The organism is Phenylobacterium sp. (genome assembly GCF_046590535.1).
Taxonomy (GTDB): Bacteria; Pseudomonadota; Alphaproteobacteria; order Caulobacterales; family Caulobacteraceae; genus Phenylobacterium.
On record NZ_JBKJTG010000136.1, the window covers coordinates 22,784 to 47,590 of the forward strand.

The window sequence follows — 24,807 nt, forward strand, 5'->3', positions numbered from 1 at the left end:
GCCATGTCAGAACAGCCGACACCCACGCAGGCTTCTAGCCTAGCCGTCTGGTATGATGGGGACTGTCCGCTCTGTCGGCGCGAGGTCCACTGGATCCAGAAACTGGATCGCCGAGAGGTCATCAGCTTCATCGACCTCAGCCTTGGCGAGCCTTGTCCTATCGACCGGCAGACCATGCTCGCCCGCTTCCATGCCCAGGAGCGGGGCAAGGGCCTGGTCAGCGGGGCGGCCGCGTTCGGGGCGATGTGGCGGCAGATACCCGCGCTGCGCCTCTTCGGCCTGCTAGCCCTCTGGCGGCCGGCTCTGTGGTGCCTCGAGCGCGCTTATCTTCTGTTTCTAATCATCCGACCCAACCTGCAGGGCGTCGCCCGAAGTCTGGGTGGCGAAGATGACCGGTCGATGCGCGGGCGGCATGGCGTCTGATCGCGCTACCGCGATCCCGAAAGCCGCGCTGATGCTGGGCTGGCTGGGGGTCACGCCATTTGCGGGGTTCGCGATGGCGATCGCCGCCGGCTGGCCACTGGCCGCAACCACGGGGCTCCGCAGTCTCGTCTTCTACGGCGCCGTCATCCTGTCGTTCATGGGCGGCGTTCAATGGGGCCTGGCGCTGCGGCCTGCAGCCGATCGCGCAAACCTGTCATCACGTCTGGTGATCAGCGTCCTGCCGGCGATCGTGGCGTGGGCCAGTGTCGCACTCCTGCCGATGCTGGCAGCGACGAGCGTGCTGGCGACCGCCTTCGCCCTGCTTCTAGTCCACGACATCGCAACTGTCCGGCGCGGCCTGGCGCCCCCCTGGTACACCCATCTACGGGCGCCCCTGACCGCCGTCGTGATCGTCTGTCTGCTCATCCCGATGGCGGTGCTGGTCGCTTGAGCGCCTTTCCCGCCCCCTTTGACGCCGTCGTGGTCGGCGCGTCCGGCGGGCTCGGTGCGGCGCTCGTCGAACGACTGGAGGCCGATCCGCGAGTCGGCCGCGTCCATGGGTTCTCGCGCAGCGGCGGCGCGCCTCTCGACCTCACGGACGAAACGTCCATCGCCGCAGCCGCCGCGACCGTCAAAGCGCCCCGGCTAGTCATCGTCGCAACGGGACTGCTGCATGGGCCTGGCGTCGCGCCGGAGAAAAGGATCGCCGCCGTCGACGCGCAGGGGCTGGCCAGGAGCTTCCAGGTGAACGCCATCGGCCCGGCGCTCGTGATGAAGCACTTCGGGCAGCGCCTGCCAAGGGACGGCAAGGCTGTGCTGGCGGTGATCTCCGCGCGGGTCGGCTCGATCGCCGACAATCGGCAGGGCGGCTGGTATGGCTACCGGGCGTCCAAGGCCGCCTTGAATCAGCTGATGCGGACGGCGGCCGTCGAACTGGCCATGCATCGAAAAGACGCTATCTGTGTCGCGCTGCATCCGGGAACTGTAGACACGCCGCTTTCAAAGCCGTTCCAGAAAGGCGTGCCTGCCGGGGCGTTGTTCGCCCCCGCCTACGCTGCGGCCCAGCTGTTGGCGGTCATCGACCGGCTTAGTCCGCACGACACGGGGCGCTTTCTTGCTTGGGACGGCAGGAACATTCCTTTCTGACGGCATCGCTCCGCATCCGGGTCCGCGGCAGCGACCTGCTAGGCGCGGCGAGGAGAATTTCTCCTAGGCCCGCGCGAACGGCTGCACACATATCGCAAGCTGAGGCCCCACGCTTTGCGCATCAGAAGTTCAGGCGCGCCGTGACGCCATAGTAGCGGTCGGCTTCGCGCGGGATGATGTAGCGGAAGCTGCCGCCCGGCCCGCCGCTGGTGATCGCCGAGGCGAAACTCTCGTCGAACAGGTTCTTGATAATGAAGGTCACCCGGTAGCGCTCGTCGGTATCGACGATGGCGGCCGAGAGGTCGACCATGGCGTAGTCATGGATCGTGGTCGCCGTGCGGATGGCCTGGGACGCATCCAGTTGGCTGAGCTGCTTGGACTGGTACGAGCCTTGCGCGCCCAGCACCACGTCGACCGCGGCGCCGGTGCGGATCCGGTAGTCCATCCCCAGCGATCCCTTCCACTTGGGCGCATAGGCCAGCTGCGTGCCCGAGGGCACCACGCCGGTGATCACGCCGTTGGTGGGCAGCTTGAACTGGTCGATATGAGCATCGGTGTAGGCCAGCCCGCCGGTGACGTTCAGGTCACGCATCGGTCGGTAGATCAGGTCCAGCTCGCCACCGCGGGTCGAGATCGTGCCCGCGTTGGTGAAGCGGGTGACCAGCACGCCCGCCACGATGTCGGGGTTGTTGGCCTGGAAGTTGTTGTACTTAGCGTAGTAGCCGGCGAGATTCAGGATGAGCTTGCCGTCAAGGATGGTGTTCTTCATGCCGACTTCGTAGCTGTCGGCAGTCTCGGCCTCGATCGGGTTGGTGCCAGTGGCGGTAAGATTGAAGAAGACGTTGTAGGCCGGGCCCTTATAACCGCGCGCATAGGTGGCATAGAAGGTGGTCTCAGGCACAATATCGTACTGGATGCCCGCCTTTCCCGACAGGTTATCGTTCGACTGGTCGGCGGTGAACGGCCCGAAGCTGGGCTGGATCCCCGGCCCGGTCAGGGCGCTGACCCGACCGTGGAACACTGACAGCTTGTCCGACGTGTAGCGCAGGCCGCCGATCAACCGCAGTTGGTCAGTGAGATTGTAAACGCCCTGTCCGAACAGGGCGAAGTTTTTGAACGTCGACCCGAAGGTGGCCGTGCCGGTGGGCCGTGTGATCGTCGTGCCCGCCGTCGAGCAGGGGGTGATCACGGTCGGGGTCGGCGTCAAGCTGCAGACGATGTCGTTGCGGGTGAAGGTCCGCTCGGTCTCGGCGCGAGAATAATAGGCGCCCAGCACATAGGTGATCGTCTGGTCGGCGGGCGAAGTCAGCCGCAGTTCCTGGGTGAGCGTATTGCTGGTCTGCGGACCCAGGTCGTGTAGCTGGTTGAAGCCCACATAGGCGTTCGGCAGCCAGTCGCCATCGCGAATCTCGGTGTTGTCATACTCGCGGTACGAGCCGATGTAGGTGACTGTCTGGCCGGCCACGTCCCAGTCGGCCTGCAGCGAGACGCCGCCGCTCTTCTCGACGGTCGCGGTGACCAAGTCTTGAGCAACCTGCCGGGTTTTGTCGCCGCGCGGCGTCGGCAGGACCGTGGCGGTGAGGTTGGCCGGAACGGTGCCGATCAGCTCGGCGCAGCAGTCGTCGTCGCTCTTGCGGTAGTCGGCGATCACGGTCAGCGACAGCGCTTCGGAGACAGCGGCAGTCACCACGGCGCGGACGCCCCAGTGCTCATAGCCGTTGACCCGCGTCCCCCTGGTCACATTGCGGATGTTGCCGCCATAGGCGCCATAGAAAGCGGTCACGCGGCTCTTGACCTGTGCGCTGAGCGGGACGTCGACAGCGCCACGCAGGCGGTACTCGCCGCCGTTGCTGGCATAGCCGGCTTCCAGGAAGCCGCCGAGTTCATCACCCGGTCGCTTGGTGACGATATTGACCACGCCGGCCGAGGTGTTCTTGCCGAACAAGGTGCCCTGGGGTCCGCGCAGCACCTCCAGCCGGTCGAGGTCAATCAAATCGCTGAAGGCCTCGCCGGCCCGGCTGTAGACGACGCCGTCCACCACCGTAGAGATCGAAGGCTCGCCGGCGATCGAGAAGGTCGACGTGCCGACGCCGCGCAGGAATAGCGACTGGTTGATGGTCGTGCCCGACTTGCGGAAGTTGAGCGTCGGCACGAGGTACTGAGCGCCCTCCAGGTTCACCGCGCCGCTCGCGGCGATGGCGGCGCCCGACACCACCGAGACGGCGACCGGGACGTCCTGCAGGCGTTCCTCGCGCTTCTGGGCGGTGACGACGATTTCGCTAACAACCGAGTCGTCGGCGGGTCCGGACTGGGCGTCCGCGGGCGTAGCCATGAGGAGCGCGCAGAATCCTGCCCCCGTTAGCAAAATGGTCCGAGTCATAAGTCCCCCTAATCGTCTGTGTTTTTCGACGTACTTTGTTGTGTCTTACGCTGTCATATCGAGACGTGTGAACCGCTTTCTGACTGGTCAAAGTTGCAGTTCAGACATCTCCACTACGCGCTTCTCGCGGGCGCTGATCTCTGCGGCAGTTCCGATGGCTACGGCCATCAGCCCATCGCGCGCAGTTACCTCCACGGCGCCCTCGCCGCGGACCGCGGCGATGAACCGCTGGTGCTGGTAGAAGGTCGAACCGTGGTGGCTGCCGGCGTTCAGGGCTGTCGGGTCCACCTCGATCGTCCGGCGCTCGACCTGCTTCGGGTTGCGGAAACCGACACGCGGCGAAAACACCAGGGCCCCTTCCGGGATCAATACGTCCAGTCGGGCCTTGTCGCCCACCGCCGTGATCTCTTCCTGGTTCTCCGCCCCGTCGGCGAACATGCACAGGTCCAGCATGGCGCGGACGCCGTTGGCGAACTCCACCGTGGTGTAGCTGTTGTCGATGATATCGGGACTGCGGCCGTCGTAGCGCTCATCGACATGGTTCACGTCCATGGCGCCGGAGCAGTAGACGCGGACCGCCTCCGAGCCGGTGATGAGCCGCATCAAATCAAAGAAATGACAGCACTTCTCGACCATAGTGCCACCGGTGTTCGCGGAGAACCGGTTCCAGTTGCCGACCTTCTTGAGGAAGGGGAATCGATGTTCTCGGATGGAGAGCATCCGCAAGGCGCCGACGCGGCCAGTGTGAATCTCGGAGATGAACTGCGCTGCCGGCGGCATGTACCGATATTCCATGGCCGTCCAGAACGGGGCATCCGAACGGGCCGCCTGGTCAGCCACCCAGCGGGCGTCGGGCAGTGTGGTGGCCATGGGCTTTTCGCAGAGAATCGGAAGACCCGCGTCGAAGAGCGGTTCCAACACCTGTCGATGGGTGCTGTTCGGGCTGGCGACGATCACCGCGTCCACGAGGCCGCTGCGGGCCAGGGCGGCGCTGTCGGCAAACACGGCCACCTGGTCGGCGCGGTCCGCCAGGGCGTCGCGAGCCCAACCGAGGGACTTAGCCACAGGATCCGCGAGCGCCGTCACGACGGCGCCGGGCGTGACGGCGAGATTGTTGAGGTGCTCGACCCCCATCATCCCCGTACCGACCAAGCCGTAGCGGACAACCTCGGCCAACAGACCCTCCCCAATTTCATTATGACAGCGCTGACTTATTGTGAGCATTCTCCCAGACTGAGGGTTCGGGCAAGCCCAAAGTCGCAAGAACGGCGCCCGGAGTTGTTGGGCTATCGGGGAGGATCCTGGCCTTGCGTTACAGCCTGAGACGTCGGCCCCGGGTCGGCGCATGACCGAATCCACACAGCCCTCGTTCAGCCGTTGGTTCCTGTTCATCATGGTGGCCCTGGCGGGTATTCTCGCCCTGGTAGACCGGCAGATTATATCTGTGCTGAAGCCCACCATGGCCGCCGAGTTGGGCTGGTCCGACGACGACTATGGCACGCTTGGCGCCTGGTTCCAGGGCGCGATGGCCGTCTCCTTGCTGGCCGCCGGGCCGCTGGTAGATCGCATTGGCGTAAAATGGGCCAACGTCGTCGGGGTGTTCGCCTGGAGCGTCGCGGCCATGTTCCATGGACTGGCCCACAGCTTGGTCCAATTCACCCTGTGCCGGATCGGCCTGGGCGCGACCGAGGCCATGGTCACGCCTACGGCGATCAAGACCGTCGCCACCATCCTCCCGCCGAACCAGCGCTCGGCCGGGTTCGGCCTGATCAACGCCATCTCCAGCGTCGGCGCCATCAGCGCTCCGATTCTCATCCCCTTCATGGCGCAGCCGTTCGGCTGGCGCGGCGCCTTCGTGATGGCCGGAGCCGCCGGCATCCTCTGGTCGGCGGTTTGGATCGTCTCAACCCGCAAGGCGCGCTTCGGCGATGCGCCGGCGACGCCAGCGGCCGCGGCATCCAAAACCCCTCGCCCTTCAATCCTTCGGGACCGGGCCACTTGGGCCATCTCCGGCGCCAAGCTACTCAGCGACTCCACATGGTGGCTCTTGCTGTTCTGGATGCCAGACTTCCTGAACCGTCAATACGGCCTCACGGGTGTCGCCATCGGCCCACCCTTGGCTCTGGCCTATGCCGGCGGGGCGGTGGGCGCCCTGATCAGCGGCGTGATCGCCACCCGAATGCTCAACCGGGGCTCGCCCGTGAACCGCGTGCGCAAGCTGGCCATGCTGGTAAGCGCCCTGCTGGTCCTGGTCCTGCCGCTCGCCACGCAGGCTGGCAGCGCCTGGGGCGCGGCGGCAATACTCGCGGTCGTCCTGGCAGCCCACCAAGGCTTCTCCACCAACCTTTTCGCGCTTATCGCGGACGTCACCGACAAGCCGAAGATCGGGCGCGTCACCAGCTTCGCAGCTTTCTGGGGCAACATCGGCGGCATGACGATCGTCAAGGTCGCCGGCCTCGTGCTGACCGCTGGCCTCGGCTACACGCCACTCTTCGTATTCGCGGGCCTGTCCTACCTGCTCGCGCTCGCCTGGATCCACATTCTGCTGCCCCGCATCCGCCAAGTCGATGCCGGCTCGGAGGCAGGGCCCGCGGTGGTTCATCTGTAGGGCCGCGCCCTCAGCTCAGCGGGGCGTGCGCGATGTTCGGCAGAACGTGGCGCGCGAACAAATCCGCCTCGGCGGCGTGCGGATAGCCGGAAAGAATGAACGCCTCAATGCCCATGTCGCGGTAGTCATTGAGCTTGGCCAGCACCTGGTCCGGATCACCGACGATGGCCGCGCCGCAGCCTGAGCGCGCACGCCCCACGCCAGTCCAGAGATTGACCTCGGCGTAGCCGTCATCCGCAGCCGCAGCCTCGCGCAGCGCCGCCTGGGCCTGAACGCCGACCGAGGTGGAATCGAGCGACTTGGCACGTATCGCCTCGCCGGTCGCCGCGTCCAGCTTGGACAGCAAACGCTCGGCCGCCGCGCGGGCCTCAGTCTCGGTGTCGCGGACGATCATGTGGGCCCGGTAGCCGAACCGGAGCGTCCGTCCGTACTCCGCGGCCCGCGCCGTCATATCGGCGATGATCGCGGCGATCGTTTCTTTCCTGTCCGGCCACATGAGGAAGACATCGCAGCCCTTGGCCGCCGCCTCGCGGGCATCCTCCGACAGGCCGCCAAAATAGAGCAGCGGCGCCTTGCCGGAAACGGTGGTGACCCGAGGGCGATCCAGCTTCAGCTTCCAGAACTCGCCGACATGGTCCAAGGGCTCGCCATTGAGCAGGGTCTTCAGGATGCTCATCGCCTCCACCGTTCGCGCGTAGCGCGGCGCGGACGCCAGCTTCTCGCCCGGCATGTCCGAGGATATGATGTTCACCGTCAACCGGCCGCCCAGCATGCGGTCGATGGTGGCGATCTGGCGGGCGAGCTGCGGCGGCCACGTCTCGCCGATCCGCACGGCCATCAGCAGGCGCATCCGCTTCAACAGCGGCGCGATGCCCGCCGCGAAGGCGGTGGTGTCGATGCCCAGCTCATAGCCTGACGGCAGCAGGATATTGTCGAAGCCGCCGGCCTCGGCTTGCAGGACGATGTCGCGGCAATGCTCCCAGCTCGAGCGCAGCATGGGATCCGGCACGCCGAGGAACTCGTAGTCGTCGTCGCAGAGCGCCGAGAACCAGCTGATCTCACAGGGCGGTCGGGTCATGGCAGCGGCTCTCCCAGCGAGGCGATGAGGACCTGGTACCAGTCGGCCCGGGTCCAGCGGGGTTTGAAGGCGTCTGGAATCTCGGCGATCCGTGCGGGGGTCTGGGTGCCGACGATCGGGATCGGCCGGGCGGGATGGGCCATGATCCAGCTATAGGCGGCCGCGGCTCGGCTGACGCCATAGGCTCGGGCCTTTACGTTAAGCGCCGCGGCCACCGCGTGGGCACGCTCATCCTTCGGATCGCCCAGCCGCCCCTGGCCGAGGGGCGACCAAGCCAGCACCGCCATGTGGCGCGCGATCGCCTGATCCAACACGCCGTTGGTAAGCGCCGCGATGGCCAGCGGTGAGAACTCCGGTTGGCAGGACACGATCGGGAACGGCAGGTGCATGGCCAAGGCTTCGACCTGCCAGGGCGTGAAGTTGGAGACCCCGACGGCGCCAATCTTCCCGGCTCGGTGCGCGACCGCGAGCGCTTGAGCGATCTCGGACGGATGGGTCAGCATGTCAGGCCGGTGGATCTGCCAGAGCGCCAGGTGCTCAACGCCCATGCGCGACAGGGACGCGTCGATGGCAGAGGTGAGGTAGGCGGCGCTGGAATCGTAGGGCGTGCCCATGACGATGCCGCCCTTGGTCGCGATCACCATCCGGTCGGCGAGGCCCTTGTCGCGAACGAGCACCCGGCCCAACAGCGCCTCGGCGGCGCCGAACGGCTCGCCGTTGTCGGGGCCGTAGATGTCAGCGGTGTCGAACAAGGTCACGCCGGCGTCCAGGGCGGCGTTGATCCGGGCCTCGGCGGCGGCCACGTCGTCCCCCGCGAACCGCCACATCCCCCAAGCCACCGACGAGACCTCCGGCCCCCCGGCATAAAGCGGACGTGAGGCGACCGGATCGAGCAGGAAGGAGGAGCTGTTCATGCTGGGCGGGGTCTCTGCGACTGAGGTCTGGTTTCGAAGTCGCACCGTCATGCCCGCCGTCGCCGCGCCTGGAACCGACGCCGGAGCGCAATGTCCCTCGCACCTGCCGGCTTTATGATAGCGCTGTCATATTGATAGGCCGCGCGCGCCCGGATTGGCAAGACATCTGGCCACGAAAGCCTGGGAAACGCGGAGCGGGTCAGCCACCCACAGGCGTCCGCTCTTGATGACCACCGCCGCGAGCCTGATCACCCTGCGCCTGTGCGCGGCGGTCGCGTTCGTCCCGATCCGCTGGCCGGCGTCAGTCTGCCTTCCGGGGCGGGGCGGTTGAGGCGCGCAGCACTAATTCGTGTGGCAGCCGCCGGTGGACGATGTCCTGTTCGGCGTCGAAGAGCAGGCTGGCCGCGGCATAGGCCAGCTCGCGCGTCGGCTGGCGCACAGTGGTGAGCGGCGGCCAGAGCTGGCTCGCCAGCGCTGTGTCGTCAAAGCCCGCCACTGACAGGTCGGCCGGCACGGCGATGCCTCGGCGATGGGCCACCGTCAGAACGCCCGCAGCCATATCGTCATTGCTGGCGAAAATTGCGGTGGGCGGGTTCGGCAGATCCAGGAGGATGTCGGCGGCCGCCTCGCCGGAGGCGAAATCGAACTGCCCCGGGCGGACATACTTGGGCTCGAACGGCACGCCGGCCCGGTCCAGGGCGCGGCGATAGCCGAAGAGACGAAGGTCGCTGGCGGTGTGGTTGGTGTGGCCGATTACGAAGCCGATCCGGCGATGGCCCAGAGCGATTAAGTGGCTGGTCATGTCGTCGGCCGCCTGGACGTCGTCCATCGACACCGAGGAGCTGCGCTCATGTTCGGTGCCGGGCGAGATGCGGACATAGGGAATGCCCCGCGTCTCAAGCTCATCGAGGGCCCCTGGCGCGTCGGTCACCGGGGAGGACAGGATGACACCGTCCACCTGGGTCTGGTCGATCAGCCCGCCGATCTCCCGGAACAGCAACGGCGAGGCGGCGTCCGAAGGCTGCGCCAGCAAGCGCACGCCTTCCTCAATGCAACGGGCCCAGACGCCCGTCTGGATCTGATGGATGTAGTGCGGGCTATGATTGTCGTAGATCAGCGCGATCTGATAGCTGCGCTTGCCAGCCAGGATGCGGGCCGCGACGCTGGGCCTAAAGTTGAGCTGGGCTACGGCCTGATCGACCCGCAGCCGCGTTTTTTCAGAGACGTAACGCTCCTTGTTGAGGACGCGCGAGACGGTCTTCATGGACACGCCGGCTAGGTCCGACACGTCCTTTATCGTCGCTCGCATCCGCCCTCCCTCCAAAGTCGCGATCGGCGCCCCCGGCATTCGCACTCTCCCGAACCTAGGGAATACCCCACATCGTTAGCCCAAACTGAGCAAAGCACGGAGACAACGACGCCTCGGCGCGCCTGCAGCCACGCCACCCGATGCGCCAGGGTGGTGAGCTGCAGCCGCCAGCCTTCAAGCGGATACTCGTCCAACCTCCAGGAGACCAGCGACTGTTTGGTCGGCACGGCCTGGGTTGCGGTCGGGGCAGCGGACGCCACGACCGTTGAGAACGAACAGAAGGGACACGACGCAGAGCCGAGAAGCGCTTCTTCATGACGACACCGTAGACCCGCGGCTCCAGCAGCCGGGCGTCGCGGCGGCTGACGATCAGGGCGTCTTCAATGATGATGTTGGCGACGTTGGTGCTGTCGGTCAGGTTCATGACGAAGAGGCGAGCGCCTAGCCCTTCAGCGGTCGGTCCCGGTTGAGCCCAGCCAAGCCGCCGGTGATAAGCTCGACGCACAACTCGGAGGCCGAATCGACATCAATGTGCCCCTCGGCGACCAACTTGCCGGCTCGGTCCGTCACCGCCGACAGCAGTTCGACGGCGGCGATCGCCAACGGTAGCGGCAGGTCGTAGGCGTTGCGCGTAGCGCGGACGAAATACCGCGTTGTGCGGTCCCGGTCTCCGCGGCTCTCTTTCTCCATCAGCTTGGCCACCGACGGGTCCGACAGCAGGGCCGCGATCAGGGCGCCACGGTCGCGGGTCTGCTCCAGATACAGCCGCGTCGTCTGGCGGATCAGGTCTACGTAGCTCTCGGCCTGGAGCGCGCTGGCCATCCCGCGGTCGCGCAGTTCGGCCTGCTCGCGCGAAAGCAGCGCGGTCAGCAGCGCGTCCCGGGCCGGGAAATAGTTGTAGACCAGCCCTTTGCTGATGCCGACGTCGCGCGCTAGGCGCTCCATGCTGACGGCGTACAGGCCCTCGTCGAGGATCAGCCGCGCGGCCTCGTCCAGAATCTGCTCGCGGCGGGCCTCGGGCGCCAAGCGCGTGCGCTTGCGGGGCGCAGCCGAAGTCATGGGGTCTCGATCCGCCAGGCCGCCAGGCCCGCGGGCGGCAGATCCGGTCCTCCCAGGACGTAGTGCGAGTCCGCAGGCGCCGGCGTCCGTCGGGCTTCCGGGGCGAAGTTGAAAGCAAACTGCACATCGCCGCGCCGGCGCAAGCGTACGCCCTCTTCAAGCGCCTCGACGGGCAAGTCGGCCTCAAGGGCGACGCGAGCGATGATGAGGTCGAGCAGTGCAGCCTCCGGCCAAGTGGCCAAATAATGCCATGACTCGCTTGCAAGCCATGCCGTCCCACCGTCCTCAAAGGTCGCCAACGGCGGCAGGTCGGTTTCCAGAACCTCCCGCCATAGTCGTCCGGCAAGCCCGCGTCCCGAAACCTCCACGCGGGGTCCGGCGCCGGGCCTGAGGCTTTCCACGCGGATCACCCTCAGCGGCAGCCGGCTCTGCAGTGCCCCGGGCGGCAAGTTCGCAGGGATATGCCCGTCGCGGGTGCGCGAGCCGGTCCTCGGCCCGAAGAGGACGACGGCGCCGGACGACGCCAGGGCGGCCAGCGTCGTCTCGGCCAGCATCGGCAGCGATGGCGCGATGACCAGCGCATAGCCGGTGAAGTCCGCATCGGGCGGCACGATATCGACATCCAGCCCCACCCGACGCAGGGCCGAGTACATCTCGAACGCCAGTTGCAGCCAGCGGAAGTGCTTGCCGTGTGGCTGGATGCCAAACTGCCAGTCCGCTTCGTAGCTGAAGACCAAGGCTACTCCCGCTGGCGCGCACGCCAGTAACTCCCCTACGGTCTTCAACTCGGCCGCCACAGCGCCTGCTTCCCGCCCGCCGACGTCCAGCACATTGTCGGGGCGGTTCAGGCCCGCGTGCATTTGCTCCTGGGCGAAGGGCGCCTGACGCCAGCGGAAGTAGGACACCATCTCGGCCCCATGCGCGAAGGCCTCCCAAGTCCAGGACCGCACCATACCCGGCAGGGGAGCGGGATTGTAGGCGGCCCAGTTCACCGGACCCGCCTGCTGCTCCATCACCCACCACCGGCCCCGGCCCAAGCCGCGGTAGAGGTCGTGGTGAAAGGCGGACACGTCCGGATGGCCCTGGCGCAGGTAGCGGGCCTTGTCCGCCTCCGGGAACCAGAACTGCTCCAGGAAGCCCAACGGGTAGGAATCCCAGCTTGCCAGATCCAGGTCACGGCCCACGGCGAAGTGGTCGAACTCGGTGTAGAAACCCATGAAGTTGTGGGTGACGACCCGCCCGGGCGAAAGTCCCCGAATGATGGCCACCTGCGCGCGATTGAACTCCACAACCTCGTCCGAGGCGAAGCGGTTGTAGTCGAGCCGATGGCTGGGGTTTGGCTCGGTTACCGTAAGGTTCGGCGGATCAACCTCCTCAAACTCGCGGTACTCCTGTGACCAGAAGGCCGCGCCCCAGGCCCGGTTCAGCGCTTCTACCGACTGGTAGCGCTGGCCCAACCACAATCGGAAACGGCGGGCAGCGTTGGGAGAATAGCTCAGGGTTGTGTCATGGCACCCGAACTCGTTGTCGGTCTGCCAGGCTTCGACAGCCGGATGGCGGCCATAGCGGCCAGCGACGGCCTCGGTGATGCGGGCGCATTCGGCTCGGTAGGCCTCGCTTGAGAAGCAGTAGTGGCGGCGCGAGCCAAAGCCGCGGACCCGGCCGCCGGCGTCGAGGGCCAGCATGCTCGGATTGGCGTCCACCAGCCACTTGGGCGGGGTGGCCGTGGGCGTGCACATGATGATCTTCAGGCCGGCGTCGGCCAGGGTCGTCACCGCACGGTCCAGCCAGCCCCAGTCGAACTGGCCAGGCTCCGGCTCGATGCGGCTCCACGCGAACTCGGCGATCCGCACCAAGGTCAGGCCCAGCTCGGCCATGCGACGCGCGTCTTCCGCCCAGAGTTCCTCCGGCCACTGTTCCGGGTAGTAGCAGACGCCCAGTTTCATGGTCGGACCGACGTGAGGTGGAACACCGCGACCTCGCCGGCCCGCAGGATGGGCATCGGCAGCCCCACGACCGCGAGGGCGCGACCGGTGGCCTCCACGGCCTCGCCGGTCAACAGAGACGGGATGGTTTTCATGGCGGCGCGCGGCCCCGCCGGCGGATTCAGTCGCCGCACCCGGTAGGTTGTGTCAGCATCGAGTCCTTGCAGCCGGAGCGGCGCGGCGGCCGCTGTCCTTGGGGTGTCCAGTTGAGCCACGCTGGCCACGGCCTGCCCGCTGTCAACAACCGCGAAGGCCACCGCGCCGGCGTCAGGCGGCGTCTGGCGCACCAGACGGCCGGTATGCAGCAGGCCGCGCAACGCCTTGTGCTGGCCGATGGCGCTCTTCAGCGCGGCAAGGTCTTCGGTTGGAAATCTGCGCACATCCGCCTCGATCCCCATGTGGCCGAACAGGGCCGTCATTGCGCGCAGGTCCAGGCTGGAGGCGCGGGCTGTGGTGTGGCTGGCCGCGGGCCCCACGTGAGCGCCCATCACCTCCGGGGGGAAGAAGATCGAAAACGCCTGCTGGATCGACTGCCGCTCGACGGGATCGTTGCAGTCGGACGTCCATATGCGCTCGGCTCGGCGTAGCACCTCATAGTCGGCGCGGCCGCCGCCTGACGCGCAGGATTCGATCTCCAGCCTGGGATGAGCCGCGCGCAGGCGATCCATCAGCGCATACACGGCCAGGACCTGGGCGCGGCTGCCGGGCCGTCCGCCGCTCGCCGGATGCGTCAGGTCACGGTTCATGTCCCATTTGAGGTAGGCGATCGGATGGGCGCGCAACAGGCTGTCGATCTGCCGGTAGATCTCCTGCGCCACCTCCGGCCGCGTCAGGTCCAGAACGTACTGACCGCGTCCCAGCGGCTGGGTGCGGCCTGGCTCGCCCAACACCCAGTCGGGATGGGCGCGGAGCAGGTCAGAGTCGGCATTGGCCATCTCTGGCTCGATCCAGAGGCCGAACTCCAGGCCGAGCCCACGGACATGGTCGACCAGCGGCGCTAGGCCCGTTGGATACTTCGCGGGATCGGGCGTCCAGTCGCCCAGCGCCGCAGTGTCGCCGTTGCGCCCGCGAAACCATCCGTCGTCCAGCACGAAGCGCTCAGCCCCGACGTCCGCCGCCGTATCTGCCAGTGCTTTCAGTTCTTCAAGGTCATGTCGGAAGTAGACGGCTTCCCAAGTGTTGAAGTGGACCAAGCGGGGCCTCTGGGCAAGCCGGCCGCCGAGGATGGTGCGGCGGACAAACGGGTGAAGCCGGTCGGAAAGGCCGTTCAGGCCGCAAGCGGATCGCGCGGCATAGAGCCAGGGGCTTTCGTAGAGTTCCCCCGGCGTAAGGATCACTTCGCCGGGCCAGAAAAGCTCGCCGGCCTGGGCCTGCAGACGGCCATCGCGGAGCCGTTCGACGAACAGCCGATGGTCGCCACTCCAGGCGAGGTGCAGGCCCAGCACTTCGCCATGATGTTCGTCAAAACCCGCCTCGCCCACCACCAGGAAAGGCGGCGAGTGATGGGAGGTTCTGCCGGTCCGGTTTTCGGTCGCCCAGACTCCGGCTGCATGCCTGAAGCGATGCGTCGTGAACTCCCGCGCCCATCGCCCACTGAACGATAGGACCTCGTCGTGAGCAATCGGCAGCGCCACCGGGCTCAGCCAGTCGAGCCTTAGCGGCGCATCCGCCACATTGCGCGCCGTCGAGCGGAAGCCGACGACTCCCGTAGCCGGATCGATCACGACCGAGATGGCCACCTCCAACCCTGCCAGGACATCAGCCATCCGCAGGCGGACCCCACCTTCGATCGCTTCCGAAGCCGCGTGAACCAGTTGGGTGATGAATCCGCCGCCAGGGCGGCTGAGTTCCAGAGCGCCGCGACCGGTGAAACCGCAGCCGTTCTCGGGAAACAGATCCAAGGCTTCCCCAGCGTCGAGCATGCCGTGCGGCGTCGCGCGGTCCAGAATCCGCACGTCAAAAGCCGCGAGCCCCGCCGGAAGGCTCGGCCCCCAGTAGTCGAGGTACGGTCGTCCGCCCCGGACGCCCATCAGCAGCGTGTCGCCGCCTCCGTCGAGCCGCAGCGGCTCGTTCATCTGCCGGCTGCCGCGGTCCGCGCTCGCCCGAATGCCAGACCAAACTCTGCGCGACGCCCCAGGACCAGCCGGTTGATGAGAAGACCCACAACCAGGCAGGCGACCAGGGTCACCAGCATCAGGTGGATGTAGTGTATCGGCGTCCAGACGAAGGTGAAGACGGCGTAAAGCGCCACGCCGAAGCCCACCGCCGCCATGGCCGCGCGAGCGTCCACATTGCGGAAGGCCAGGCCAAGGATGAACGCCGACAGGATCGGCATGGAAAGCAGACCGTTTAGCTGCTGCACGAGGTTTATGATCGAATCCGCACCCGCATAGACCGGGACAAGCATGATCGACATCGCCATGAACCCAAGTGAGATGATGGTGTTCAGCCGCTTCACATCCGGTTTCGGGGCGATGAAGGCTTCATGCAGGTCGCAGACATAGAGCGTCACCGACGAGTTCAACACGGAGGTGTAGCTGGTCAACACCGCCGCAGCCATGAACGCGGCGAAGGCGCCTGACATCCATGCCGGCATCACTTCGGCCACGATCCGCCCGTAGGTCGCGTCTCCCAGGTCGCCGAACAGCTTGTAAGCGCAGACCCCTGGGATGACGACCACAGCCGGCACCACCAGCAGCCGGATAATGCCGGCCGCCAGCACCCCCTTCTGCCCCTCCCTGAGGGTAGGCGCGGCCATGGCCCGCTGGGTGATCGTCTGGTTGGTGGACCAGTAGAACATCTGGATGAAGATCATGCCGGTGAGCAGGGTCGGCCAGGGAATCGGGCTGTCTGGCCCCCCAAGCATGGTCAACCGGTCGGGGGGGATGCCGGTGAAGTCGAAACCGATGGCGGCCATGGCCAACACCGCCACCGCAGCCGCCATCCCCAATACCCCTACCCCGGACAGGGTATCGTAGACCGCCACCGCGCGCAGGCCCCCCAGGATGGTGTAGGCCGCCCCGACGACGGCCAAGCCCGCGGCGATGGCCATGAGCGGCAGGTCGGTGGCGAACATGGTCTTCAGGAAGAGGGCCCCGGTGTAGGCCATGATCGGCAGGTAGATGAAGACGTTGCCCAGCAGAAACAGAAGCGAGACGACCGCCCGCAGGTGCTTCGATCCGTACTTGCGCTCCAGAAGCTCGGTGGTGGTGGTGCAGTTGTTGCGGAAGTAGATCGGCAGGAACACCAACCCCAGCATGGCCAGGCCCGCTAGGGCGGAGAGCTCCCACCAGGCCAGCAGCAGCATCTGGTTGCCGTTCATGCCCACCAATTGGTCGGTGGACAGGTTGGTCAGGGTGATCGAGCCGGCGATGAACGGCCAAGTCAGGTTGCGGCCCGCCAGGAAGTACTCGCTGTTGCTGTCGGCGGAGCGCCCGCCCATGCGGGAGACCTGCCACCACGTGGCCAGCGCCATGAGCGCCGTCAGCGCCGCGAAGACCGCCCACTGAGTCGTACTGCTGGTCACCACATGGTCCCCCACGCCGCCACCTTAGGTCGTCCGGCGGCCTCCGCGCTAGTCAGGCCCAAAGCGGGGAGGAGGCCTTCAGCAAGCGGGTCAGCATCAGCAGGCGCGCCACAGGTCGGCAATCCGCAGCGTCCTTCAGCGTACTCTCGTACCAGGCCATCTCGGTCTTCGGTGACGAGCCCAGGGCCACTAGCCGACCGTCGACCAGGTAATCGTGATCGAGAAAGATCGGCGCGCCCAGGTGCTGCACCTCGATCGCGCCGAACATCCCCACGAAGCCAGCCTTGGCGCGGAACAGCGGCCCCTCCACCGCCCGCAGGGCGTCGATCGCCACGGCCGGAGCGGCGACCCGTTCGCCCCAGATTGCGGCCTCACGGTATTCCGGCAGGGGCTCAGTGATCCCCTGCAGCCTGCGCAGGCAGGTCTCGCCATCTAGGCGAGTCGGCACATCCTGGACCGCGTCGCCGACGCTGGAGGCCAGCAGCATCCGCAGATCTTCCGCGGGGCGCTGCGAGGCGAGCCGCTGGCGAAGGGCTGATTGCGGATCGTCGCCGCCGATCCAGGCCGTGCCTTCGCTGACCCGCACACCCTCCGGCGTCTGCATCCAGACGTCCGCCCGTTGAATCCCGAACGGGTCTTCTACGACAGGTCCGATCGAGGCCTGCACGGGCTCGCCGTCAGTAGTGGCGTTGAGAAAGTAGAGCGACAGGCCGCCCCGCTGGCTCCAGTCGGCGCCAAACCGCGCCCGCATCACCGGGACGAACTGCTCCATGTGAATGTTGCCGGCGACGGTTCCCCCGCGAAATCCCAGGGTCTGGGCGGTCTTGTCGTCGTGGATCGAACCCTGGGCGTCCCTTGACACGTTCACCGGCCGACGAACCGGGCCTGTCAGGATGTCTCCTTGCTCGGCGACCGTGAAGGCGTCTGCAAGCATTCCAAGCTCCCTTGACCACGTCTCAGACCGTTATTATTGACGAACCGTATAATAACATGCTGGTGGCTGTCCATGGATCTTAGCCTCTCGGACGACGAACTTGCGTTTCGCAAGGCGGTGCGCACTCTGATCTGCGACGCCTTCCCGGCCGGCGAGCGCTATGCCGGCGGCGACGCACATGAACGGCGCTGGCATGCGGCCCTGCTCGAACGGGGCTGGGCGGCGAACAAGTGGCCCGTGGCGTTCGGCGGTCCGGGCTGGACCGCCACGCAGAGCTTCATCTGGGAGCGGGAGACCGCCGCCGCCGGCCTGCCGGCGCAGGTCGGCGGCATGGGCATGGGCATGCTGGCGCCGATCCTGTTCGCCTATGGCGCGCCCGACCAGCACGCGCGTTTCCTACCAGACATCCTCCAAAACAGGGTGCGCTGGTGCCAGGGCTATTCCGAGCCCGGCGCGGGGTCTGACCTTGCCTCTTTGCGGACTGTGGCGGTGCTTCACAACGATCACTACTTGGTCGATGGCGAAAAACTTTGGACCAGCGGCGCGCACGAGGCCGACTGGATGTTCTGCCTTACGCGGACGTCGGATGAGCCGAAGCGGCAGGCCGGCATCACCTTCCTCTTGCTGGACATGCACGATCCGGGGGTGACGGTGAGACCGATCATCTCGATCGATGGGCGCCATGCGTTCAACAGCGTGACCTTCGATCGCGTTCGCGTGCCGGTCGAAAACCGCGTCGGGCGCGAGGGCGAAGGGTGGACTGTGGCGAAGGGCCTGTTGACACACGAGCGAACAGGTCAGGCCTTCGTATCGCTATCGCGGGATCTTCTCCAGAGATTACGGGAGGTCGCCCGCACCCTGCCCGGGTCGGAGGGCGGCTCTTTGATGGAAGATGGCGGATTCGCCCGGCGCATGTCCTGGGCGGACGTAGAACTTCAAGCCCTGGAGATCACCGAGTTGCGTACTCTCTCGGAAGTCGCCGCAGGTGGCGCACCGGGCGCGCCATCGTCCCTATTGAAGCTGAAGGGTACTGACATCGTCCAGCGGATGACGGAGTTCTTCGTGGAATGCGCGGGGCCCTACGCGGCGCCGTGGTTTCCGCAAAGCGCCGTGCCGAACACAACGGTTGGCCCTCAATGGGCGCAGCCTGAAACGGTCCGCTACCTGGAAGGACGGGCCGCCAGCATTGCGGGTGGTTCCGACGAGGTGCAGCGAAACATAATCGCCAAGCACGTGCTCGGACTGTAGGGACCACGCCCCCAGGGGCGGTGCGGCTGAGAGCCGAGATGTCATCGTCGGTTGGGCCGTAGTTGATGCGGCCGCATCCGCCAGCCCTAAGGCAACCTCCACCGTCGCGGGCCGTTGATGCTGTTAATTTTAGACAGCACTCCCTTAGAAAGCGCCCCCCTCTCATGACTCCGATGAAAACAGCCACCGCGGCCGCCGCCCTAGGCCTCGCGTGCGCCTTCGCAGGCGGCGCCCAGGCGCAAGCCCCCTACTACCCCGTCCCCTCCGCCACGGGCCGCCCTGACATCATGGGGACCCTGCTGGGGGCCCTGTTCGGCAAGCCGGCGACGGCCGCCCAGACGCTGGAGACCGGGTGGACCCGCGGCGGGCGGCCGCTGAGCGAGCGCCGCGTGGCCCTGGACGCTCGCATTGAGGCCGGGGTTCGCAACGGCTCGCTGACGCGCCGCGAAGCCGACCTGCTGCGCGCCGAATACAACGAACTCGTACGGATCGAGGCCAACTACGCCGCCGACGGCAGGCTGACCGCGCAGGAGCAGGCCGACCTCTCCGACCGCTACGACGCCCTGTCGCGTAGCGTGCGCGACGAGCGGGGCGACGACGACCAGCGTTGGCGGCCCCTGGCTGAGCGCCGTATGGCCTTTGACGCCCGGGTGGAGGCGGCGCTAGCCGACCGAACCCTGAATCGCGCCGAGGCCGCGCGCCTGCGGGCCGACTTCCAGGCCTTGGCGCAGCTGGAGGCGAGCTATCGCCGCAACGGCCTGGACGCCCGCGAGACCGCAGACCTCTCCGCCCGCTACGAGGATCTGCGCCTGCGTCTGGGCGACGACGACGACGACGGCATCGGCCGGCAGGACCGCTGGGCCGGCGTCGAGCGGCGGATCGCCCAGGGCCAGCGCTCGGGCGCCATCGACGCCCTGGAGGCCCAGCGCGCGCGGGCCGAGTTGGGCGACCTAGTGCGGCTAGACGCGGCCTACACCTTGGGCGGCATGACTGCGGACGAACGCGATTACCTGGCGAGGCGGTTCAGCGAGGTGAACGCGCGGCTGGGGACCTGGCGCTAGGCCCTTCCCAACGACCGGTGCGACGTTTTTCAGCTCGCTGGGACCGGACTTAGCCCCGTCACGGCGGGGCGGGCCCGGGGCACGGTGGGGCGCTGGTGAGATGACGATCGCCGACAATCTTGTGCTGATCTGCGCCCAGGATTTCGAGCGTCACGCCTGCGGTCAACCTTTCCGCCGTGAGTCGCGCCGAGCTTCGGGGCCTGCCGGACGGCAGCCGCCAGCGGGCGAGGCGGGGCTGGAGACATCGCCCGGCCTTCCGCGCACATTGCCGTCAGTCATCGGCTAGCCATTGGGTGACGAAGGTGTGGGTGCGCCGCGCCAGGGTGGCCGGCCCGGAGAAGTAGAACTCGCTGCCGGAGAAAGTCTTTTTCTCGGTCCAGCGAAGGTCGCCGGTGTTCTCGGTCTCGAGAACCTCGCGCAGCCTGTTGCGCTTCGATCTCGGTACGAATGAGACATAGGTCACGTCGGTCACGGCGGCAGCCTCCGCTGTCTACGCCCCCGCGCCTTGGCGGAGTTGCGGCCAGTTCGGCCGGCGACGCAACATCGGCGGGTAAAAGGCCGCAGCGAGTTGATCCCGGCGCCGTTCAGGAACCCCTGCCGTAAGCCGGCGTTTGGTTGCCAGGGAATGGACACATGCCTTTCCAGGAGCCTCACCCATGCGCAAACATCTGCTCGCCGCCGGCCTCGCCGCGGCGACTTTCATTCCGTCGGCCGCCCTTGCCCAGCAAACCTGCGAGCAGCGCCAGTCCACGCGGGTCGGCACGGCCGTGGCCGGCGCCGGCATCGGCGCCCTGCTGGGCGGCGCTGTCGCCGGCCGGGACGACCGCACCAAGGGCGCGCTGATCGGCGCGGCGGCCGGGGGCCTGCTGGCCAGCCAGTTGAACAAGGGCTCCGCCGACTGCGCGCGGGCCTATGGCTATTATGACAACAACGGCATGTGGCACGCCACTAACGTCACCCAGGCCAACGCCCAGGGCTATTACGACCGCGACGGCGCCTGGGTGAACGGCGCCCCGAACGGCCATTATGACGGCCAGGGCCGCTGGATCAGCGCCGGCGCCAACGCCCAGGCCAGCGGCTACTATGACCGAAACGGCCGCTACGTGCCGGTTTCGGCCAGCGGCTACTACGACGCCAACGGCCAGTGGGTCGCCGGCGCCGCCAGCGGCTACTACGACCGCAACGGGCGCTGGGTCGCCGGCTCCGCCGTGGGCCGCTACGACGCCAGCGGCCGCTGGATGGCTGGCCAGGCAAGCGGCCGCCGCGACGCCAACGGCGTGTGGATCGCCGACGCCCAGCCGGGCTACTACGACGACGGTCGCTGGATCGCCGGCCAGGCCCAGGGCTACTACGACACCCGGGGCCGCTGGGTCGCCACTGCGCCCTTCGTCGGCGCCCAGGCGACCGATGCGTCCTACGAAGGCCGCGGCGGCTGGGGCGACGCCCCCGCCGACATCCGCTCGCGCCAGGCCTTGCTGGACCAGCGGATCCGCCGGGGCCTGAATGACGGCTCCCTGACGCGCATGGAAGGCGACCGCGCGCTGCGGGAGCTGGCCATGATCCGTCGCCAGGAAGCCGGCATGCGCCGCTATCGCGGCCAGCTCGGCCCGCGCGACACGGTGACCATCAACGCCAGGCTCGACGCGCTTCGCCAAAGTATCCGCTGGGCTCGCAACAACGATCGCAACGGCAGCGATCGCTACGACGACGGCCAGCGCCGCTACTGATCCTCGCGTAACTGAGGATTGGGGCCGGGTATCCCCGGCCGCTGCAGGCCCCTGGTTCGCCAGGGGCCTGTTGTGCGTCTGGACTTCAAGCCTTTGACGCGCGCGCCGAGATGGGCTTGGCTTGCGGCCTTGCTGCGGAGGCCGCCATGCCGATCCAGATACAGCCGCTGACCCCCACCATCGGCGCGGTAATCGCCGGCGTCGACCTGGCGAAGCCACTGTCCGACGACGATCTAGCCCAAATCCGCGCGGCGCTGCTGGCCCATCAGGTGATCTTCTTCGAGGACCAGCACATCACGCCTGGGCAGCACCGCGACTTTGCGGCCCGCTTCGGCGAGCTGCACACCCATCCGCTCTATCCCGGCGTGCCCGAGGCGCCGGAGCTGTTCATCCTCGACAACCACGCCGGCAACCCCACCGACAACGACAGTTGGCACACCGACGTGACCTTCATCGAGACCCCGCCCATGGCCTCGATCCTCTACGCTCGCCAGCTCCCGGCGAACGGGGGCGACACCATCTGGTCGAGCATGCGAGCGGCCTACGAGGCCCTGTCGCCGGCATTCCGCGAGTTCCTCGTTAGCCTGGACGCCATCCACGACTTCGCCAGGGGTTTTCCCACCCGTGGGATCGTCGCCAACGCTGCGGGCGCCGAGCGCCACGCCGAGGAGGTGGCCAGGCACCCGCCGGTGCTGCATCCGGTGGTGCGCACCCACCCGGAGACCGGCAAGGACGGCCTGTTCGTCAACTTCGGCTTCACCGAGCGGATCAAGGGGCTGCGCCGCAAGGAAAGCGATGCGATCCTGGGGATGCTGTTCGAACACATCCAGAAGCCGGAGTTCCTGGTGCGCTGGCGCTGGACGCCCAACGCCATCGCCTTCTGGGACAACCGGGTGACCCAGCACTATGCGGTCAACGACTACCTGCCCGCGCGGCGGATCATGAACCGCGCCACCGTGCTGGGCGACCGGCCGTTCCACCGCTCGCGCCAGCCGGCCAGCCTGCGGGCGGCGGCGGAATAGGTGCGCGCTCCCAACGTCATCGTCATCCTGGCCGACGACCTGGGCTATGGCGACCTGGGCTGCGACGGCGGCACGATCATCCAGACGCCGAACCTCGACCGGATGGCCGCCGAGGGCGTGCGGCTCACCGACTTCTACGCCTCGGCCAACGTCTGCACCCCGTCGCGGGCGGGCCTGCTCACCGGCCAGTATGCCATCCGCCATGGCCTGGCGCACGAGGTGCTGCAGCCCGCCGATGTGAAGGGCCTGCCGCCCGAGGCGGTGACGATCCCCAAGGTGCTGGGGCCCGCCTACGCCAGCGCGCTGATCGGCAAGTGGCACCTGGGGCATGTGGCCCCGCACTGGCCGCCCACCCGCTACGGCTTCGACGCCTTCCTGGGCCTGCCCTACAGTCACGACATGACGCCCCTGGCCCTCTATCAGGCCGACGGCGCAGGCCCATTGATCGAGGAACCGGTCGACTTCGCCAGGCTGACCGAGCGGTTCTTCGCCGAGACCGTGGCCTTCGCCGAGGCCAACCGGGACCGGCCGTTCTTCATCCTGCTGGCGCTGACCGCGCCCCACGTGCCGCTGGTCCCCAACCCGGACGACACCTCGGGCTCCGCCGCGGGGCTTTATGGCGAGGTGGTCGAGGAGATTGACCGCAACGTCGGCAGGCTGCTGCGCCGGCTGGGCGAGTTGGGGCTGGACGACGACACCCTGGTGGCCTTCACCTCGGACAACGGGCCCTGGTTCGAGGGCTCGTCGGGCCCGTTCCGCGACCGCAAGGGCGGCGCGGCCTGGGAGGGCGGCTACCGCGTGCCCTTCATCGCCCGCCAGCCGGGGACCCTGCCCGCCGGAACGGTGAGCGCGGCGCTCGCCAGCAACCTCGACCTGCTGCCAACCTTTGCCGCCATGGCGGGCGTGGAGCTTCCGTCAGACGTGGAGTTCGACGGCCGCGACCTCTCGGGGGTGCTGCTGCGGGGCAAGCCTTCGCCGCACGAGGAGATCGTGCTGTTCAACAACGCCAAGGTGGCCGCGGTGCGGACCGAGCGCTGGAAGTACGTGGTGCGCACCTACTACCGGACCTACGACCTGAACCTGGCGCGGTACGGCTACCCGCTGCTGTTCGACCTGGCCCGCGATCCGGGGGAGACCTACGGGGTGGGATCGCTGCACCCGGAGGTGGCGCTGGACATGCAGGCCCGGGTGGCCCGGGCCGCGGCGCGCTACGAGCCGCTGGCCACGGCCTTCGCGCCGCACGTGGCGCCGGCCAGCGCGGTGGATCATCCCGACTAGCGCTAGTAGCGCTGTTCCACCGCGGCCACGCCCCACTTGGGCGGCGGCGCCACGTAGGCGCGGAACTGCTCGAGCGCCTGGGCGGTGTCCTCGGCGTACATCAGCATGTCCACGTACTGCTGGGCGATAAAGCCGTTGTCGGCCATCTGCTGGATGGTCTGGCGCAAGAGGTCGTAGTAGCCGCTGACGTTGACGAAGCCGCAGGGCTTGGCGTGGAAGCCCAGGAGCGCCCAGGTCCACTGCTCGAAGATCTCCTCGAATGTCCCAGGGCCCCCCGGCAGGCACAGGAAGCCGTCGGCGAGCTCGGCCATCGCCCATTTGCGCTCGTGCATGGAATTTACCACTCGCAGCTCTGTGAGCCCCGTGTGGCCGATCTCCTGGCTCACTAGGTCGGCCGGCATCACGCCCACCACCTTGCCGCCGGCGGCAAGAGCCGCGTCGGCCACCGCGCCCATCAGCCCGACACGGCCGCCGCCGTAGACCAGCGTCAGGCCGGCCTGGGCGATCAGCGTGCCGGCGGTCACCGCCTCGGTGAGAAACGCCGGGTTGGTCCCCTGCGCCGACCCGCAATAGATACAGATGCTTTTCACGCACGCCCTTCGCGACAACAGCGGCCAAAGAGCGCCCGCAAATAGGCCGATTGCGCGCCTGTGTCACGGCGCGGCTGGCCTCACGCCATTTCGCCCGCTACATAGCCCACACGGCCCGTCAAACGGGATGGCCGGGCACCGTCAGGGCGGCGCGAGATTTCTATACGGTAGGTCAGGCGAATGGCGAGCGGCACGGTCAAGTGGTTCAACACCGCGAAGGGTTTTGGCTTCATTCAACCGGACGACGGCGGATCTGACGTCTTTGTCCACATCTCGGCGGTCGAACAAGCGGGCCTCAGCGGCTTGAACGAGGGCGACCAGGTCCAGTTCGAGATGGAACAGGACCGCCGGTCCGGCAAGCTCTCCGCCGGCCAGCTGGTGGTTACCGGCCAGGGCGCGGCCCCCTCGCGCGGCGGCGGCGGCGGCTTTGACCGTCCCCGTGGCGGCGGCTTTGGCGGTGGCGGTGGTGGTGGTTTTGATCGTCCCCGCAGCGGCGGCTTCGGCGGCGGCGGCGGCGGC

General features: G+C 67.4%; 21 protein-coding genes and 1 pseudogene. 10 read left to right on the forward strand and 12 right to left on the reverse strand.

Features of this window, described 5'->3' with window-relative positions:
• Positions 1-3 precede the first annotated feature (3 nt).
• From ACLL81_RS08345 to ACLL81_RS08355, 3 genes are read left to right on the forward strand one after another with little or no spacing between them, the layout of a single operon-like run.
• The gene (locus tag ACLL81_RS08345; RefSeq protein ID WP_411287884.1) at positions 4-423 is read left to right on the forward strand and encodes a thiol-disulfide oxidoreductase DCC family protein; all 420 of its coding nucleotides are present in this window, start codon (positions 4-6) and stop codon (positions 421-423) included.
• Positions 389-874, forward strand: coding sequence for a DUF3429 domain-containing protein (locus tag ACLL81_RS08350; protein ID WP_411287905.1), 486 nt, complete (start codon positions 389-391; stop codon positions 872-874). The genes ACLL81_RS08345 and ACLL81_RS08350 overlap by 35 nt, the downstream gene beginning before the upstream one ends.
• On the forward strand, positions 871-1,569 hold the full coding sequence (locus tag ACLL81_RS08355) for an SDR family NAD(P)-dependent oxidoreductase (RefSeq protein ID WP_411287885.1): 699 nt from the start codon (positions 871-873) through the stop codon (positions 1,567-1,569). The genes ACLL81_RS08350 and ACLL81_RS08355 overlap by 4 nt, the downstream gene beginning before the upstream one ends.
• A 121-nt stretch (positions 1,570-1,690) precedes the next feature.
• Here ACLL81_RS08355 and ACLL81_RS08360 read toward each other — a convergent pair whose 3' ends face one another.
• Both ACLL81_RS08360 and ACLL81_RS08365 read right to left on the reverse strand, forming a co-directional pair.
• Complete coding sequence (locus ACLL81_RS08360; protein ID WP_411287886.1) at positions 1,691-3,901, reverse strand: TonB-dependent receptor; 2,211 nt, start codon at positions 3,899-3,901, stop codon at positions 1,691-1,693.
• Between the two features lie 135 nt (positions 3,902-4,036).
• Positions 4,037-5,125 carry a Gfo/Idh/MocA family protein gene (locus ACLL81_RS08365; protein WP_411287887.1) on the reverse strand — a complete coding sequence of 363 codons (1,089 nt, stop codon included), beginning with the start codon at positions 5,123-5,125 and terminating at the stop codon, positions 4,037-4,039.
• A 169-nt stretch (positions 5,126-5,294) separates the two neighbouring features.
• On the opposite strand from ACLL81_RS08365, the gene ACLL81_RS08370 reads away from it, so the two are divergent.
• Positions 5,295-6,557 (forward strand): MFS transporter, encoded by a 1,263-nt coding sequence (locus ACLL81_RS08370; RefSeq protein WP_411287888.1) that lies wholly within the window; start codon positions 5,295-5,297, stop codon positions 6,555-6,557.
• 10 nt (positions 6,558-6,567) lie between these two features.
• Here the strand turns inward: ACLL81_RS08370 and ACLL81_RS08375 are convergent, their stop codons facing one another.
• The 8 genes from ACLL81_RS08375 to ACLL81_RS08410 form a co-directional block, all read right to left on the reverse strand.
• Positions 6,568-7,635, reverse strand: coding sequence for an LLM class flavin-dependent oxidoreductase (locus ACLL81_RS08375; RefSeq protein ID WP_411287889.1), 1,068 nt, complete (start codon positions 7,633-7,635; stop codon positions 6,568-6,570).
• The gene (locus tag ACLL81_RS08380; RefSeq protein WP_411287890.1) at positions 7,632-8,549 is read right to left on the reverse strand and encodes an aldo/keto reductase family oxidoreductase; all 918 of its coding nucleotides are present in this window, start codon (positions 8,547-8,549) and stop codon (positions 7,632-7,634) included. Before ACLL81_RS08380 ends, ACLL81_RS08375 begins: the two co-directional genes overlap by 4 nt.
• Before the next feature lie 301 nt (positions 8,550-8,850).
• The gene (locus ACLL81_RS08385) at positions 8,851-9,858 is read right to left on the reverse strand and encodes a LacI family DNA-binding transcriptional regulator (protein ID WP_411287891.1); all 1,008 of its coding nucleotides are present in this window, start codon (positions 9,856-9,858) and stop codon (positions 8,851-8,853) included.
• Between the two features lie 441 nt (positions 9,859-10,299).
• A complete protein-coding gene (locus tag ACLL81_RS08390; RefSeq protein ID WP_411287892.1) occupies positions 10,300-10,884 on the reverse strand; it encodes a TetR/AcrR family transcriptional regulator in 585 nt (194 codons plus the stop codon).
• 29 nt (positions 10,885-10,913) lie between these two features.
• On the reverse strand, positions 10,914-12,863 hold the full coding sequence (locus ACLL81_RS08395) for a beta-galactosidase (protein ID WP_411287893.1): 1,950 nt from the start codon (positions 12,861-12,863) through the stop codon (positions 10,914-10,916).
• Complete coding sequence (locus ACLL81_RS08400; protein ID WP_411287894.1) at positions 12,860-14,977, reverse strand: alpha-galactosidase; 2,118 nt, start codon at positions 14,975-14,977, stop codon at positions 12,860-12,862. The genes ACLL81_RS08395 and ACLL81_RS08400 overlap by 4 nt, the downstream gene beginning before the upstream one ends.
• Complete coding sequence (locus tag ACLL81_RS08405; RefSeq protein ID WP_411287895.1) at positions 14,974-16,428, reverse strand: sodium:solute symporter family transporter; 1,455 nt, start codon at positions 16,426-16,428, stop codon at positions 14,974-14,976. Before ACLL81_RS08405 ends, ACLL81_RS08400 begins: the two co-directional genes overlap by 4 nt.
• Positions 16,429-16,480: 52 nt before the next feature.
• Positions 16,481-17,362, reverse strand: a complete 882-nt coding sequence (locus ACLL81_RS08410; RefSeq protein ID WP_411287896.1) for a hypothetical protein — start codon at positions 17,360-17,362, stop codon at positions 16,481-16,483.
• A 72-nt stretch (positions 17,363-17,434) separates the two neighbouring features.
• Between ACLL81_RS08410 and ACLL81_RS08415 the strand changes: the two genes are divergently transcribed.
• Entirely contained in the window at positions 17,435-18,610 is a 1,176-nt protein-coding gene (locus ACLL81_RS08415) for an acyl-CoA dehydrogenase family protein (protein WP_411287897.1), read from the forward strand.
• 164 nt (positions 18,611-18,774) lie between these two features.
• Positions 18,775-19,671: a hypothetical protein gene (locus ACLL81_RS08420; RefSeq protein WP_411287898.1), complete on the forward strand. Its 897-nt coding sequence runs from the start codon at positions 18,775-18,777 to the stop codon at positions 19,669-19,671.
• A gap of 271 nt (positions 19,672-19,942) precedes the next feature.
• On the opposite strand, the gene ACLL81_RS08425 is transcribed toward ACLL81_RS08420, so the two are convergent.
• A complete protein-coding gene (locus tag ACLL81_RS08425) occupies positions 19,943-20,143 on the reverse strand; it encodes a hypothetical protein (protein WP_411287899.1) in 201 nt (66 codons plus the stop codon).
• Positions 20,144-20,327: 184 nt separating this feature from the next.
• On the opposite strand from ACLL81_RS08425, the gene ACLL81_RS08430 reads away from it, so the two are divergent.
• The 3 genes from ACLL81_RS08430 (at position 20,328) to ACLL81_RS08440 (ending at position 23,698) form a co-directional block, all read left to right on the forward strand.
• Positions 20,328-21,398 carry a glycine zipper 2TM domain-containing protein gene (locus ACLL81_RS08430; RefSeq protein WP_411287900.1) on the forward strand — a complete coding sequence of 357 codons (1,071 nt, stop codon included), beginning with the start codon at positions 20,328-20,330 and terminating at the stop codon, positions 21,396-21,398.
• A gap of 146 nt (positions 21,399-21,544) precedes the next feature.
• Positions 21,545-22,420, forward strand: a complete 876-nt coding sequence (gene tauD / locus ACLL81_RS08435; RefSeq protein WP_411287901.1) for a taurine dioxygenase — start codon at positions 21,545-21,547, stop codon at positions 22,418-22,420.
• Positions 22,421-23,698, forward strand: coding sequence for a sulfatase (locus ACLL81_RS08440; protein WP_411287902.1), 1,278 nt, complete (start codon positions 22,421-22,423; stop codon positions 23,696-23,698).
• 2 nt (positions 23,699-23,700) lie between these two features.
• Here ACLL81_RS08440 and ACLL81_RS08445 read toward each other — a convergent pair whose 3' ends face one another.
• Positions 23,701-24,288 carry a TIGR00730 family Rossman fold protein gene (locus ACLL81_RS08445; protein WP_411287903.1) on the reverse strand — a complete coding sequence of 196 codons (588 nt, stop codon included), beginning with the start codon at positions 24,286-24,288 and terminating at the stop codon, positions 23,701-23,703.
• A 180-nt stretch (positions 24,289-24,468) separates the two neighbouring features.
• Between ACLL81_RS08445 and ACLL81_RS08450 the strand changes: the two are divergent.
• Positions 24,469-24,666, forward strand: a pseudogene (locus tag ACLL81_RS08450) (cold-shock protein); the annotation flags it as partial.
• Between the last annotated feature and the right edge of the window lie 141 nt (positions 24,667-24,807).

Bases quoted from the DNA above. Each gene is read 5' to 3' on its own strand.
- ACLL81_RS08395 (WP_411287893.1), bottom strand. From the start codon at position 12,863: ATGAAACTGGGCGTCTGCTACTACCCGGAACAGTGGCCGGAGGAACTC.
- ACLL81_RS08350 (WP_411287905.1), top strand. From the start codon at position 389: ATGACCGGTCGATGCGCGGGCGGCATGGCGTCTGATCGCGCTACCGCG.
- ACLL81_RS08375 (WP_411287889.1), bottom strand. From the start codon at position 7,635: ATGACCCGACCGCCCTGTGAGATCAGCTGGTTCTCGGCGCTCTGCGAC.
- ACLL81_RS08410 (WP_411287896.1), bottom strand. From the start codon at position 17,362: ATGCTTGCAGACGCCTTCACGGTCGCCGAGCAAGGAGACATCCTGACA.
- ACLL81_RS08370 (WP_411287888.1), top strand. From the start codon at position 5,295: ATGACCGAATCCACACAGCCCTCGTTCAGCCGTTGGTTCCTGTTCATC.
- ACLL81_RS08430 (WP_411287900.1), top strand. From the start codon at position 20,328: ATGCGCAAACATCTGCTCGCCGCCGGCCTCGCCGCGGCGACTTTCATT.
- ACLL81_RS08400 (WP_411287894.1), bottom strand. From the start codon at position 14,977: ATGAACGAGCCGCTGCGGCTCGACGGAGGCGGCGACACGCTGCTGATG.
- ACLL81_RS08415 (WP_411287897.1), top strand. From the start codon at position 17,435: ATGGATCTTAGCCTCTCGGACGACGAACTTGCGTTTCGCAAGGCGGTG.
- ACLL81_RS08420 (WP_411287898.1), top strand. From the start codon at position 18,775: ATGACTCCGATGAAAACAGCCACCGCGGCCGCCGCCCTAGGCCTCGCG.
- ACLL81_RS08380 (WP_411287890.1), bottom strand. From the start codon at position 8,549: ATGAACAGCTCCTCCTTCCTGCTCGATCCGGTCGCCTCACGTCCGCTT.
- ACLL81_RS08385 (WP_411287891.1), bottom strand. From the start codon at position 9,858: ATGCGAGCGACGATAAAGGACGTGTCGGACCTAGCCGGCGTGTCCATG.
- ACLL81_RS08345 (WP_411287884.1), top strand. From the start codon at position 4: ATGTCAGAACAGCCGACACCCACGCAGGCTTCTAGCCTAGCCGTCTGG.
- ACLL81_RS08360 (WP_411287886.1), bottom strand. From the start codon at position 3,901: ATGGCTACGCCCGCGGACGCCCAGTCCGGACCCGCCGACGACTCGGTT.
- tauD (WP_411287901.1), top strand. From the start codon at position 21,545: ATGCCGATCCAGATACAGCCGCTGACCCCCACCATCGGCGCGGTAATC.